The sequence below is a fragment of the Xanthomonas sp. DAR33341 genome (genome assembly GCF_003992815.1).
GTDB classification, from domain to species: domain Bacteria; phylum Pseudomonadota; class Gammaproteobacteria; order Xanthomonadales; family Xanthomonadaceae; genus Xanthomonas; species Xanthomonas cissicola.
Genome location: NZ_QEYV01000044.1, coordinates 1 through 12,815 on the forward strand (window position 1 = coordinate 1; position 12,815 = coordinate 12,815).

Consider the following 12,815-nt stretch of genomic DNA (forward strand, 5'->3'; position numbering starts at 1 on the left):
GTTCGCGTCAAGCCTGCCTGAAGTCGTCGCAGCTGGCGGTGTCGCTGGCGCGCCAGCACAACACCCGCCTGCACGTATTGCACATCTCCACTGCCGACGAGCTGTCGCTGTTCGAAGCCGGCCCGCTGGTCGATGCCGACGGCAAGCTGCGCAAGCGCATTACCGCCGAGACCTGCATCCACTTCTTGCGCTTCGATCGCAGCGATTACGCGCGACTGGGCAACCTGATCAAGTGCAACCCCGCGATCAAGGACGCCGAAGATCGTCTGGCGCTCATCGATGCGCTGGCCGAAGACGTCATCGACGTGCTCGCCACCGACCACGCCCCGCACACCTGGGAAGAAAAGCAAAAGCCCTATGCGCAGGCGCCCTCGGGCCTGCCGCTGGTGCAGTACGCGCTGGTCGCGGCACTGGAGCTGGTGCACGAAGGCAAGTTGCCGATCACCCGTATCGTGCAGAAGTTCGCGCATGCGCCGGCGCAGTTGTTCGATGTGGAAGAACGCGGCTTCCTGCGCGAAGGCTATTTCGCCGACCTGGTGATGATCGACAACACGCCGTTCACCGTGAAGCGCGAGCAGGTGCTGTCCAAGTGCGGCTGGTCGCCGTTCGAAGGCACCACCTTCCGTTCGCGCATTGCCGCAACCTGGGTCAACGGCCAGCAGGTGTGGGATGGCGAACAGCTGGTGGGCAGCGCTGCCGGCCAGCGCCTGACCTTCGACCGCTGATGCGCGCAGTCCTGTTTGGCGCCTGGTTGATCCTGGCGCCAGTCGCGCTGGTTGCAGGACGCGCCGATGCGCAGAGTGCGGCCGTCGCAACTGATGTCGTGTTTCCGCAAAGCGCTTCGCAAGGTGCGCTGGTAATCGGCAAGGTGCCGGCTGATAGCAAGGTGCAATACGCCGGCCGCAGCTTGCGTGTGAGCGGTTATGGAAGCGTCGTGTTCGGTATCGGCCGCGATGCGACCGGGCCTTTGCAGGTGCAGGTCACCCAACCCGATGGCAGCACGCGGACCGTGAGCATCGCAGTGACGCCGCGCGACTGGCCGGTGGAACGCGTCAATGGCGTGCCGCCCAAGACGGTCAACCCGCCGGCCGAGATTGCTGCGCGCATCAAACGCGAACAGGCGCAGGTCACGGCGGCGCGCGACCGCGATGACGCACGCACCGATTTCGCCCAACCCTTCATCTGGCCGGTGCAGGGACGCATCAGCGGCCGCTTCGGCAATGCACGCGTGTACAACGGCCAGCCCGGCGCCGGCCATTCGGGCATGGACATCGCCGTACCCACCGGCACCCCGGTGAAGGCACCGGCTGCCGGCGTGGTGACGTTCGCGGCGCCGGACCTGTATCTCACCGGTGGCACGGTGCTGCTGGATCACGGCTTCGGGGTAAGCTCGAATTTCCTGCACTTGTCGCGTATCGACGTGAAGGTGGGCGACCGGGTCGAGCAAGGCCAGGTGATTGCCGCGGTTGGTGCCACCGGGCGCGCCACGGGGCCGCATCTGCATTGGGGGATGAATTGGTTCGACACCCGCATCGATCCGTTGCTGGTGCTTGAGCGGACGAAGTAGAGCGTTCGAAAGATCGCCTCTTTGACGCGCGGTGGCATTGAAGACGCTGTTATACGCGCCCTATAAGAGCCTGCTTGGCCAGCCCGGTCTTCTGCTGACTCGAGGTTCCCTCACACAAATTATCGCGTCTCGGACGTACTGGAACGGAGCCGCAACAGTGGATAGCAATGCAGGCGTGGCCAACGTTGATCACATCGGGTTTGCCGTTTCATCTCTTGACGAGGCTATCCGGTTCTGGACCGAGGCCCTGGGGTTTACGCTCGAACGACAGGCAGAGATGGGCGGCGATTTCCTGCATCAGGTCACCGGCGTGGATGATCCGAGCGTGCGAACGGCAATCGTGAAGGCTCCGGACGGATTCATCGTCGAGTTGCTGCAATATTCCAAAGGTCGTCGGAATGGGCAGTCGCCGGAAAGCGCGGGTGCGATCGGGGCTGCCCATCTGGCGCTGACCGTCCGGGACATCCATGCGGCCATCTGCCGTGTCGAGGCGGCCGGATGGAAGGCGAAGGGCAGGCCGCTGCCGATTCCGGGAGGTCCGAGAACAGGAACGCTCACCGCCTACGTGTCTGGTCCCGACCATATTTCCATCGAGTTCATGCAGCCCGCTGGACCGTGACAGAACCGGCGCGCCCCAACGACCGGCGCAGTCGTCGGCGGGATGACACCGAATGGTCGCATCCCCGCCCCGTTGATGGACCATGATCCCGATCCGCCTTAGCGTGCGGCTGCAGAGTCATTCTGCGATGACCCCACTATTTGATGCATCGCGACCACTGGATCAGGCCCCCTCAATTTACAACGGGCCACACCCTGCGGCGCCAGAAGAAAAACGCAACCCACGACCATTGCGCCGGAACGCTACATACCCGGTCAGAGGCGACCTACCCGTTGTGCCTGTGTTCGCCAGCGGGCTTTGGGGTATAACCGAGGCGACCGTCGCGCGTCGCTGCATCTGAACGCTTGAGTTGCTGACGGTCGGTCCGTCGCTTCGGCGTCGGGCGTGCTTCATCTCCCCTCCCCCGACTGCAGGAGATGTGCGACATGCGCAACGAGCACCTCAAACCGACCCTGGGCACCTGGCAGCTGTGGGGCATCGCGGTGGGGCTGGTGATTTCAGGCGAGTATTTCGGCTGGAGTTACGGCTGGGGCACCGCCGGTACGCTCGGGTTTCTGGCGACCACGCTGCTGGTCGCCGTGATGTACACCTGCTTCATCTTCAGCTTCACCGAATTGACCACCGCCATTCCCAATGCGGGCGGGCCCTTCGCCTACAGCCTGCGCGCGTTCGGCACCTATGGCGGCATGCTGGCGGGCCTGGCCACGTTGATCGAATTCGTCTTCGCGCCGCCGGCCATCTCGATGGCGATCGGCGCGTATTTGAACGTGCAGTACCCCATGCTCGATCCGCGCATCGCAGCGATTGGCGCCTACCTGGTCTTCATGAGCTTGAACATCGTGGGCGTGGCGATTGCAGCGACCTTCGAGCTGATCGTGACCTTGCTGGCGGTGATCGAGTTGCTGGTGTTCATGGGTGTGGTGGCGCCGGGTTTCAGCGTGGCGCGCTTCGCCGCCAACGGCTGGGCCGGCAGCAACGTGTTCGGGCCGGCGGCCATTTCCGGAATCTTCGCCGCAATTCCGTTTGCGATCTGGTTTTTCCTGGCGATCGAAGGGGCAGCGATGGCGGCCGAAGAAGCCAAAGACCCCACGCGCACGATTCCGCGCGCCTACATCGCCGGCATTCTCACCCTGGTGATCTTGGCGCTGGGGGTGATGGTGTTTGCCGGCGGCGTCGGCGACTGGCGCCAGCTGTCCAACATCAACGACCCGCTGCCGCAGGCGATGAAGGCGGTGGTCGGCAACAGTTCCAGCTGGTTGCACATGCTGGTGTGGATCGGCCTGTTCGGGCTGGTGGCGAGTTTCCACGGCATCATCCTGGGCTATTCGCGGCAGTTCTTCGCGCTGGCGCGTGCCGGCTTCCTGCCGCATGGGCTGGCCAGGCTGTCGCGTTTTCGCACGCCGCATCGCGCCATTCTGGCCGGCGGCGTCATCGGCATTGCGGCAATCTGCAGCGACAGCGTGGTCAAGATCCAGGGCATGTCGTTGACCGCAGCGATGATCACCATGTCGGTGTTCGGGGCGATCGTGATGTATGTGATGAGCATGCTCAGCCTGTTCAAGCTGCGTCGCGCCGAACCGGGGTTGGAGCGTAGTTTCCGCGCACCGGGGTACCCGGTGGTGCCGGCCATTGCGCTGCTGCTGGCGCTGGTGTGCCTGGTGGCGATGGTGTGGTTCAACCCGATTGTGGCGTTGATCTTTCTGGGCCTGCTGCTGTTCGGCGCGGCGTGTTGCGTCCTTAGCCTGCGCACCCAGCACACGCCCGCGGCCCGTGCCGGATGAGCGGCTTTGCCTTCACCGCAGGCGGCGAGCGTTTTCGGTTTGCCGATCTGAAGCAGCTGCTGGCCAAGGCGACGCCGGCACGCTCCGGCGACCAGCTGGCCGGCCTTGCCGCCGACTCCGGCCTGCAGCGCGTCGCCGCACAGATGGCGCTGGCCGATCTACCGCTGCAGCATTTCCTGCAGGAGGCGGTGGTGCCTTATGAAGCAGACGAAGTCACCCGGCTGATCATCGACCAGCACGATGCCGTTGCATTTGCCGCTGTGGCGCATCTCACCGTGGGCGGCTTCCGCGATTGGCTGCTGAGTGCGCAGGCCGACGAAGCCGCATTGACCGCATTGGCACCCGGCCTGACGCCGGAAATGGTGGCCGCGGTGTCCAAATTGATGCGGGTGCAGGATCTGATCCTGGTGGCGCAGAAAACCCGGGTCGTCACCCGCTTTCGCAACACGCTGGGGTTGCGCGGACGCCTGTCGACGCGCCTGCAGCCCAACCATCCCACCGATGACGCCACCGGCATTGCCGCCAGCGTGCTCGACGGCTTGTTGTACGGCAACGGCGACGCGGTGATCGGCATCAACCCGGCCAGCGACAGCCTGGCCGCAACCACGGCCTTGTTGCGCATGCTCGATGCGGTGATCAGCGGTTATCGGATCCCCACGCAATCGTGCGTGCTTGCGCACATCACCACCACCATCGAAGCGATCGGTCGTGGCGTGCCGGTGGACCTGGTGTTTCAGTCGATCGCCGGCACCGAAGCGGCCAATGCCAGCTTCGGCATCAATCTGGCCTTGCTGCAGGAAGGTTACGAAGCGGGCCTGTCGCTGCGCCGCGGCAACGTCGGCGATAACGTGATGTATTTCGAAACCGGCCAGGGCAGCGCGTTGTCGGCCAATGCGCACCACGGCGTGGATCAACAGACCTGCGAGGTGCGCGCCTATGCGGTGGCGCGCCACTACAAACCGCTGCTGGTGAACACCGTGGTTGGCTTCATCGGGCCGGAATATCTCTACGACGGCAAGCAGATCATCCGCGCCGGGCTTGAGGATCACTTCTGCGGCAAGTTGCTCGGCGTGCCGATGGGCTGCGACATCTGCTACACCAATCATGCCGAAGCCGATCAGGACGACATGGATATGTTGCTCACCCTGCTCGGTACTGCCGGCATCAATTTCATCATGGGCATTCCCGGCTCGGACGATGTGATGCTGAACTACCAGACCACCTCGTTTCACGATGCGCTGTATGCACGCCAGGCGCTCGGCCTGCGCGCTGCGCCCGAGTTCGAACAGTGGCTGGAGCAGCACGACATCCTGCAGCTGCGCGATGGCCGCTTCGAGCTTGGCAGCGAGGTACCGGCGCCATTTCGGCGTGCATTGGCACAGGCCAGCGGTAGAGCGGCGCCATGAGCGTACCCTCCACACCGCCACGCGATGCCTGGGCGCAACTGCGCCAACTGACCCCCGCGCGCATTGCGCTGGGCCGGGTGGGGACCAGTTTGCCGACGGACGCGCACCTGGAGTTCCAGCTGGCGCATGCGCAGGCACGCGATGCGGTGCATCTGGCATTCGACCCGGCACCGCTTCAGGCCGCACTGGAGCAACGCGGGCGCAGCAGCATCTTGCTCCAAAGCGCTGCGGCCGATCGTCATCAGTATCTGCAACGTCCCGATCTGGGACGGCGCCTGGCCGAAGAAGCCGCCGCCCAGCTACGCGGCCTCACGGCCGTGCACGGCGGCAGACATGACGTTGCGGTGGTGGTCGCTGACGGGCTGTCGGCGCTGGCCGTGCATCGGCACGCGGCGCGCATGCTCGACCAGATCGACGCACTGGCCTCGCAAGAAGGTTGGTCACTCGCCCCGGTGGTATTGGTGAGACAAGGGCGCGTGGCGATCGGCGATGAGGTCGGCGAGCTGCTCGACGCGCGTACCGTGATCGTGCTGATCGGCGAACGCCCGGGCCTGAGTTCGCCCGACAGCCTGGGCCTGTATCTCACCTACACGCCCCGCGTCGGGCTCACCGATGCAGCGCGCAACTGCATTTCCAACATTCGCGCCGAGGGACTGAGCTACGCCGAGGCGACGCACAAACTGGGATATCTGCTGCGCGAAGCATTCCGCCGCAAACTCTCTGGCGTGCAGCTGAAGGACGAAGCCGAGCAACCCGCGCTGCTGGCAGGCCCTGCCGATGTTGCGCCGCGCACGTTCTTGCTGCCGGACTGACCTGCGCGGCGTGTGCGGACCCGGAATCGACACCGCTCAGCAAGAAATCCATCCGTTACTTCAACGCACCATCCTGCATATTGCTGGCGGCATAGGTGCTGGTCTGCAACTCGTTGTCATGCGGATGACGCAGGGCATTGCGTACATCATCAGGAAGTTTGTCGACATCCAGCATCACCTTGCCCGAATGCACATCACGCACCACCGATGCAGGCAGTACGAAGTCGCCGCCATTTTCGATATTGATGACCAGCTCGTCCCCCTCGTTGCGGATGTCGCGGATGGCACCGACGCCGACTTCGCCATCGCGTAGAAACACCATCTGGCCAATTTCAATCTGCTGCATGTTCGATCTCCTGGAATGGCGTCATCACGCAAGCGCGCTGTGCCGGTGGCAGATCATCGCGCTGCGGTGCGTTGGCGCGCGGTGAAGCGCAGATCACTGTGGCGTGGGTGCGTGCAGCAAGGCGCCGCTCGGCAGACGGGCCGGCTGCCCGGCAACGCGCTCGAACTCGCTTGCATCGTGCGAACAGAATACCTCCACCTCACCGCCGTGTTGTTGCCGTAGAGCGCGCAGACGCTGCTGGTTGGTCAAGCGCGCGGCCCGGTCCTTTTCCAACATCCATTGGTAAGCACGCAGCCCTGGCGTGCAGTAAGGCGCATCTGCATCCATTTCGCGATGGAAGAAATATGCATCACCTGCCAGCAGCAGCCATCGCTCCGGCGTATGCACCGCAACCGCGGCGTGACCCAGAGTGTGACCGGGAAGCGGCACCATCAGCAGTTCTGGCGGTAGTCCATGCAGGTCGCGCACGCACTCCAGCCCCATCCAGTGCTCGCCTGCTGCGCCATCGTATGTGCGCCACTGCCCGCGCGTAGACCACTGTTGCGGACGAAAGCGCTGGCGATCCATCCAGGTGCGCTGTGCCAGTGCGGCATCGCGCTCGCTCGTCATCAGATGCACCCGCGCATGCGGAAAGTCGTCCAGCCCACCGGCGTGGTCGAAATCCAGATGGGTCAGCACGATATGCCGCACATCGCGTGGATCCAGCCCGAGCCGTTGTATCTGCCGGATTGCGGTCATGTCCTCGCGCAAGTCTGGCTTGACCAGCGCCAGAAAAAATCGACTCAGACGCGCGCGTGGCTCCGCGACATCGCGCAGGCCGAAACCGGTATCGATCAGGACCAACCCGGCGCTGGTTTCCACCAGCAAGCAATGGCAACACAGATGGCCGCGATCCAGTACGCCCGGCGTACGGCCGTCGATAAGATGGCCGCCCAACGGGCAGGTGGAGATGCAATTGAGGTGATGCACGCGCATCGGCGCGCTCCGCTTGGCGGGCCAGCATTGCAACGCGGCCGTCGCACAGCGGTGAGCGGTACCGATTGCACAACTAGCGCGCACACGCCACCTTGACGGTGGCGTGTGCGAGGCAGGTTTCAGCGCAGCGGAACGTCCGCCACCTTGTCTTGATAATCCTTCTTCGGGTCTACGCCCAACAACACCTTGATTCCTGCCAGCAGGCTCGACTCGTTGAGCCAGATCTGCGCATGGTCGGCGTCCAGGCGCAGCAGCGCCAAGTTCGGATCGGTCTTGCCGCCTTCGTACCACGCGGCGACATACGGATTCCACAACCGGTCGACCGTGGCCGGGTCGGTGTCTTCACGCAGCGAGCCGCTGATGCTGGCGAACAAATCGTGCCCCTTGCTGCTGAAGGCGCCGATGACGCGGCGGCCCTGCCCCAGCATGGCGATCAGCGCGTTGTCCTTAGATGTAAAGAACCAGATCGGCCCACCGCTATCGCCTTCGATCTGTGCGGTCATCGGACGCGCGTGGCCGTCTTCGACACCGTCCAGGCCCAGCATCACGGTGCGATCTGATTTGAGCGCCTTCCAGAATTTTTCCTGCAACTCTTTGGTGTCTGCCATTTCGATTCCTGACATGCGCGTGATACGCGGGTGAGCCAGTCTGGAACTCGCTCTGACCACAGCATGTGACGATGCGCACTCTCGTTCTACACATTGCGACAACGCAATTCTGCTTGGGCACCAATACCAACATCGTCACCAGCGCGCGCCTTGGCAGAGGATGGTGGCGAACTTCGCACACGCACCCTTGCATTCGCAAAAAAAGAATCAAATAAGCGGATCACGGTTATAGTACAAACGCTACTGATGCAGCGCATCTGCGCGCGAAAGAAAAAACAGTAGCGCCGATGGTAGAAGCGACGAAAATCAGCCATAAACATGGGCACACACTGCGATTTAATCGTAAATTATTTATTTTATATAATTTTAATTAATCCACTCAGATCGCCCAACTCCAAGAAAAACATACAGGTTAAGATAATAATGACATATATGCCTAAAATTACATTCCTGCGTGCTTCCTGCGCGGCCCTAGCCTTCCTAGTGATTACCGACGTGCCTGCAAGCACAAATTCGGTCAACCTCTCCGCCGGCACCATCGTGCAGCACGTTGTTCCGACTGCTCAGCGAGATGAGAGTGCTTCCTACTGGACCCTCGGACGGATGCAAGCTGCTGTTTCCGCATTATTCGTGGATGCCAACCCGGTCGACGGCGACCCGCCAGAGTTGCAGAATTCGGCATTGGCCCATGGGAAAAACCGGAGCGGAAAGTTGAAGTTGGTGACAAGATCGGTGCCAACGCCGAAGACGGTTCCGTCCGTGCCGGTTCCAGGATTCTCCCCCGCAGCCCACCTCGGCGTGGTCTTCTTTCGAGCGAACGGCATAGATCAGCGCTGCACTGGCAATGCGGTCGTCTCCGATTCCGGGAACGTCGTAGCCACCTCGGGGCGATGCGTCTCTGCCCTAGCAGGCAAGTTTGTGTCGGACTTGGTGTTCGTGCCAGCCTACAACGGTACCGCCCCCTATGGTGTTTGGCCTGCGACGACCATCACGGCCGATGATCGCTGGGTCTCAGAGCGAGCCGTGGACTACGATACGGCCTTCTTCCAGGTGCAAGCTCCCATGACAATGAAGCTCTCTGGCGCCACTTTGTCGAATACTGTAGGAGCGTCTGGCGTTCGCTTTGACGGTCAGCAGGACGACAACGAATATCGGGTAACTGGCTACAACACCGACCCTGGCGCCAATGGGAACACGCCTGTCAGCGTGACCAGCACAGCAGAGCCGAACCCATGGATGAACAAGGACTATGCCATTGAAGGCCTGGAGTGGGACGCACGCTCCGGTGTCAGCGGCTCACCGTGGGTTTCGACCGACGAGGATCCCGTGCAGGACGTCGAAGTCGGCATGACCTCATTTGCCTATAAGCAGTTCACCCACGCTTCGTTCGGTCCTCAGTGGACGTCAGCAATCCGTAACCTGTATCAGACCGCAGCAGCCTCGAACTAAGGAAGCTCTGAACAACGGACCACAGATACGCGACACGACCCGCCTCATGTTGAGGAGTGATCCATGCAACTGACGTTCGGTGACGCTGAGGGCCTAGGCAAGCGCAAACAGACCTTGGGAAGGCGACGCTTTGCAGCGCGGCGTAGGTTGAGCTTCATGGCCTTGTAAACGCGATAGATGCGTTTGGGATTCCAACCTGGTTGCTGCTTGCGAAGGTAGTCGCTGCACTTCCAGAAGCCACGACTGGGGTGCGCTTCAACGTAACGCGCGATCTCGGCAATCAGCTCGGCATCGCGCACCGTCCAGTCCAGAGGCGGTGCATACCAAGCGGCACGCGACAGCCCGACGCATGCACAGGACCGGCGCAACGGCCGCGCGTGGACCTCGATAAGGAACCGCACCGCCTCGCGTTTACGCGCCGGCCCTAGAGTTTTTTTGCGATCAGGTCCTTCATCGCCGCGTTGTCGAGCGCCAACTCGGCGTACATCCGTTTGAGCTTGGCGTTCTCGGACTCGAGCTCCTTGACCCGCCGCAGCTCGGACGCCTCCAAGCCGCCGTACTTGCTCTTCCACTGGTAATAGGTCGCCGTGCTGATGCCGACTTGGCGACAGATGTATTTGACTGGAACGCCTGCGTCGGCCTGCTTCAGCGTGGCGATGATCTGTGTCTCGGTGAACTTCGATGTGCGCATGGAACCTCCTGACTTGGAACGATGCCAGAAAGATCTACTTATGCGGTGTCTGCGGATCGGGGGAGCTTACGGTCCCACCGCGCAAGCTCTGCCCCTTGCGCGACAGGTGCGCGTTGACCCGACTGAACAGCTTGCGCGCCAAATCGTGGTGCTCCAACAGATGGCAGAAGTTGAGAATCGTGGTCTTGTCCGGCACCTCATCCAGCCCGCCGATCTTGGCGAAACGGCGCATCGGCACCGTGTCGTACAGCGCTTCTTCCGCCGATGGATCGCTCAGCGCATACCACTGCTGCAAAAAGTGGATACGCAGCATCGTTTCCAACCGATACGGCTGGCGCCCTGGCTGCCCCAACGTCGGGTAGTGCGGCTCGATCAGCGCCAGCAGGTCCTTCCACGGCACGACCTGGTCCATCTCGGCCAAGAACACCTCACGCAGCGTCCGCTTGCGCTTGCCGTTGTACTCCGCGTCGCCGAAGGTCAGTTGCATCAAATTTTCCACTCGGGTCGTTGGTCGATTGTGGCAGATCAGGATGGGTTGTTCAGAGTTTCTTTAGGCTATCGCCTATGGCTGCTTGGGGTGGCACCTATCCTCATTCAAAGTCTTGCAGAGGATAGTAAAGGCCCTATTAAATTCAGGCTATTGCCATGAACGCTACATTCAAAATCATATGGAGCCATGCAGTCAGTGCATGGGTGATCGTGTCAGAGTTGGCAAATAATTCCAAAGGTAAGCGGGTAGTATCCAGGAGGTTGTCCCGGAGCGCCTCATTGGGTTGCGCTTTGCTTTCATTCGCTGGCTTCATAAGCATAGCTCAAGCCACCGACGTTCAGGATCCAGCACACCAGTACAATGGCGGAATATTCGCTACTTACGGGTATGGGTCACAAAGTAGCCAGCCGTACTGCAATGTTCTTTCCTGGAAGGTTGCCAATCAGCAGAATTACAGTTATGGCGCTAATGGTGAATCCCAGGATAACTGGGGAAGGGTGAGAGACTCTTTTAAATACTACGGTCTCAAGACAACTTGTGGTTTTAGTGATGCCGCAACCCAGCAGAACAGAATTCTTGTTTGGGCTAACGACGACAACTCGAATGCGGTCAACATGACTGTTGGCGGGAAGCTTTATGCCAATACCGCGGCATATCTGAATAACGCGACGATCAACAATCTGACGCTGACCGGTGATCTCAATATTCCATATTTCTCAGTGACCTCGTCTCAGGCGACGGGCACTGCGAGTGGCGCAGAAGCCATCGCTATCGGCATGGGAAGTACCAACGCCGGTGGCGAGAGCTCGATCGCCATCGGCAACGGTGCGCTGGCCTCAGGTCAAAATTCGATTGCGCAAAGCAAGGGCAGTGTCGCATCCGGCCTGAACGCTATCGCCTTGGGTGTCAACAGCGAAGCGTCATCCAGCGAGGCAGTCGCCATGGGCTCCGATGCCAAGGCTAGTGGAATCCAATCCACCGCAATGGGCGCGAGTGCAGCTGCTGCGTCTGCAAATTCGACGGCGATCGGCTATGGCGCATCGGCGGGTCAGGATGGTTCGGTTGCGTTGGGTGCTTCCAGTACCACCGCGGCCGTCGTGGCCACGGTATCCGGCAGCATCAACGGCACCTTGTACACCTATGCCGGCACTGAACCGGTCAGCACCGTCAGCGTGGGTGCTGCGGGTAAAGAGCGCACCGTTACCAACGTGGCGGCCGGGCGGGTCTCGGCTAGCAGTACCGACGCGGTGAACGGTTCGCAGTTGTTTGCGACCAATGTCGAAATCGGCAAGCTGGGCGAGACTATCGATGGTATCCAGAGCGGAACGAGTATGAAATATCTGCATGTCAATTCGGATGGTGCGGAAAGCGTTGCCACTGGCGCTGATAGTGTCGCGATCGGTGCCGGAGCCGTTGCGGGGCAGGCCATGGACGTGGCGGTCGGTTTTGGCGCAAGCAGCTCGGCGGTCAGCGCGGTGAAGTCCGTAAAGCTTGGTGATACCACCTACAACTTTGCCGGAGGCGCTCCCATTGGTGCGTTCAGCGTGGGCGCGGTTGGAGCAGAGCGCCAGATCCAGAATGTTGCTGCCGGTCGCCTGAGTGCAGACAGTACCGACGCGGTGAACGGTTCGCAGTTGTTTGCGACCAATACGGAGGTCGGTTCGGTCGGGACCAAGGTCAAGGAAGTGGGTGACCAGATCACCACGATCAATACGACGATCCAGAATCTGCAGGATGGCAAGGGCGTGAAGTACGTCAATACCAACTCGACGGGCGACGACAGCGAGGCCACTGGTGCTGACAGCACTGCCTTGGGCGTAGCTGCTAAAGCCAGTGGCGATAGCTCTATTGCGATCGGCAACGGCGCATCGGCGGGTCAGGATGGTTCGGTTGCGTTGGGTGCTTCCAGTACCACCGCGGCCGTCGTGGCCACGGTATCCGGCAGCATCAACGGCACCTTGTACACCTATGCCGGCACTGAACCGGTCAGCACCGTCAGCGTGGGTGCTGCGGGTAAAGAGCGCACCGTTACCAACGTGGCGGCCGGGCGGGTCTCGGCTAGCAGTCCCGT

At 61.6% G+C, this 12,815-nt stretch carries 11 protein-coding genes and 2 pseudogenes; 8 read left to right on the forward strand and 5 right to left on the reverse strand.

Translation table 11 applies throughout. From position 1 onward, the window contains the following. The 6 genes from EO156_RS22270 to eutC all read left to right on the forward strand — a co-directional run. Positions 1 to 725 (forward strand): amidohydrolase family protein (locus EO156_RS22270; protein WP_164735865.1); only part of this gene is annotated, 725 nt, incomplete at its 5' end. Next, on the forward strand, positions 725 to 1,567 hold the full coding sequence (locus EO156_RS22275) for a M23 family metallopeptidase (RefSeq protein WP_011051533.1): 843 nt from the start codon (positions 725 to 727) through the stop codon (positions 1,565 to 1,567). The genes EO156_RS22270 and EO156_RS22275, both read left to right, overlap by 1 nt. Before the next feature lie 157 nt (positions 1,568 to 1,724). Then, complete coding sequence (locus EO156_RS22280) at positions 1,725 to 2,186, forward strand: VOC family protein (RefSeq protein ID WP_230577972.1); 462 nt, start codon at positions 1,725 to 1,727, stop codon at positions 2,184 to 2,186. Positions 2,187 to 2,602: 416 nt separating this feature from the next. Next, positions 2,603 to 3,967 (forward strand): ethanolamine permease, encoded by a 1,365-nt coding sequence (gene eat / locus EO156_RS22290; RefSeq protein ID WP_016849033.1) that lies wholly within the window; start codon positions 2,603 to 2,605, stop codon positions 3,965 to 3,967. Further along, entirely contained in the window at positions 3,964 to 5,373 is a 1,410-nt protein-coding gene (locus EO156_RS22295) for an ethanolamine ammonia-lyase subunit EutB (RefSeq protein ID WP_016849032.1), read from the forward strand. Before eat ends, EO156_RS22295 begins: the two co-directional genes overlap by 4 nt. Continuing rightward, positions 5,370 to 6,185 (forward strand): ethanolamine ammonia-lyase subunit EutC, encoded by an 816-nt coding sequence (gene eutC, locus EO156_RS22300; protein WP_005913094.1) that lies wholly within the window; start codon positions 5,370 to 5,372, stop codon positions 6,183 to 6,185. The genes EO156_RS22295 and eutC overlap by 4 nt, the downstream gene beginning before the upstream one ends. Positions 6,186 to 6,240: 55 nt before the next feature. Here eutC and EO156_RS22305 read toward each other — a convergent pair whose 3' ends face one another. The 3 genes from EO156_RS22305 to EO156_RS22315 all read right to left on the reverse strand — a co-directional run bounded on the left by EO156_RS22305 (position 6,241) and on the right by EO156_RS22315 (position 8,129). Then, on the reverse strand, positions 6,241 to 6,531 hold the full coding sequence (locus tag EO156_RS22305) for a hypothetical protein (protein WP_003486922.1): 291 nt from the start codon (positions 6,529 to 6,531) through the stop codon (positions 6,241 to 6,243). A 93-nt stretch (positions 6,532 to 6,624) separates the two neighbouring features. Then, on the reverse strand, positions 6,625 to 7,506 hold the full coding sequence (locus tag EO156_RS22310) for an MBL fold metallo-hydrolase (RefSeq protein WP_016849031.1): 882 nt from the start codon (positions 7,504 to 7,506) through the stop codon (positions 6,625 to 6,627). 119 nt (positions 7,507 to 7,625) lie between these two features. Continuing rightward, on the reverse strand, positions 7,626 to 8,129 hold the full coding sequence (locus EO156_RS22315; RefSeq protein WP_016849030.1) for a pyridoxamine 5'-phosphate oxidase family protein: 504 nt from the start codon (positions 8,127 to 8,129) through the stop codon (positions 7,626 to 7,628). 408 nt (positions 8,130 to 8,537) lie between these two features. Between EO156_RS22315 and EO156_RS22325 the strand changes: the two genes are divergently transcribed. Continuing rightward, positions 8,538 to 9,563, forward strand: coding sequence for a hypothetical protein (locus EO156_RS22325; protein WP_026006835.1), 1,026 nt, complete (start codon positions 8,538 to 8,540; stop codon positions 9,561 to 9,563). A 113-nt stretch (positions 9,564 to 9,676) separates the two neighbouring features. Here EO156_RS22325 and EO156_RS22335 read toward each other — a convergent pair. Next, positions 9,677 to 10,254, reverse strand: a pseudogene (locus EO156_RS22335) (transposase); the annotation flags it as partial. A gap of 67 nt (positions 10,255 to 10,321) precedes the next feature. Further along, positions 10,322 to 10,741, reverse strand: a pseudogene (locus EO156_RS22340) (IS5/IS1182 family transposase); the annotation flags it as partial. A 158-nt stretch (positions 10,742 to 10,899) separates the two neighbouring features. Between EO156_RS22340 and EO156_RS22345 the strand changes: the two are divergent. After that, on the forward strand, positions 10,900 to 12,815 hold a 1,916-nt coding region (locus EO156_RS22345; RefSeq protein WP_241239508.1), incomplete at its 3' end, for an ESPR-type extended signal peptide-containing protein.

Bases quoted from the DNA above. Each gene is read 5' to 3' on its own strand.
- EO156_RS22305 (WP_003486922.1), bottom strand. From the start codon at position 6,531: ATGCAGCAGATTGAAATTGGCCAGATGGTGTTTCTACGCGATGGCGAA.
- eutC (WP_005913094.1), top strand. From the start codon at position 5,370: ATGAGCGTACCCTCCACACCGCCACGCGATGCCTGGGCGCAACTGCGC.
- eat (WP_016849033.1), top strand. From the start codon at position 2,603: ATGTGCGACATGCGCAACGAGCACCTCAAACCGACCCTGGGCACCTGG.
- EO156_RS22295 (WP_016849032.1), top strand. From the start codon at position 3,964: ATGAGCGGCTTTGCCTTCACCGCAGGCGGCGAGCGTTTTCGGTTTGCC.
- EO156_RS22310 (WP_016849031.1), bottom strand. From the start codon at position 7,506: ATGCGCGTGCATCACCTCAATTGCATCTCCACCTGCCCGTTGGGCGGC.
- EO156_RS22275 (WP_011051533.1), top strand. From the start codon at position 725: ATGCGCGCAGTCCTGTTTGGCGCCTGGTTGATCCTGGCGCCAGTCGCG.
- EO156_RS22315 (WP_016849030.1), bottom strand. From the start codon at position 8,129: ATGTCAGGAATCGAAATGGCAGACACCAAAGAGTTGCAGGAAAAATTC.
- EO156_RS22325 (WP_026006835.1), top strand. From the start codon at position 8,538: ATGACATATATGCCTAAAATTACATTCCTGCGTGCTTCCTGCGCGGCC.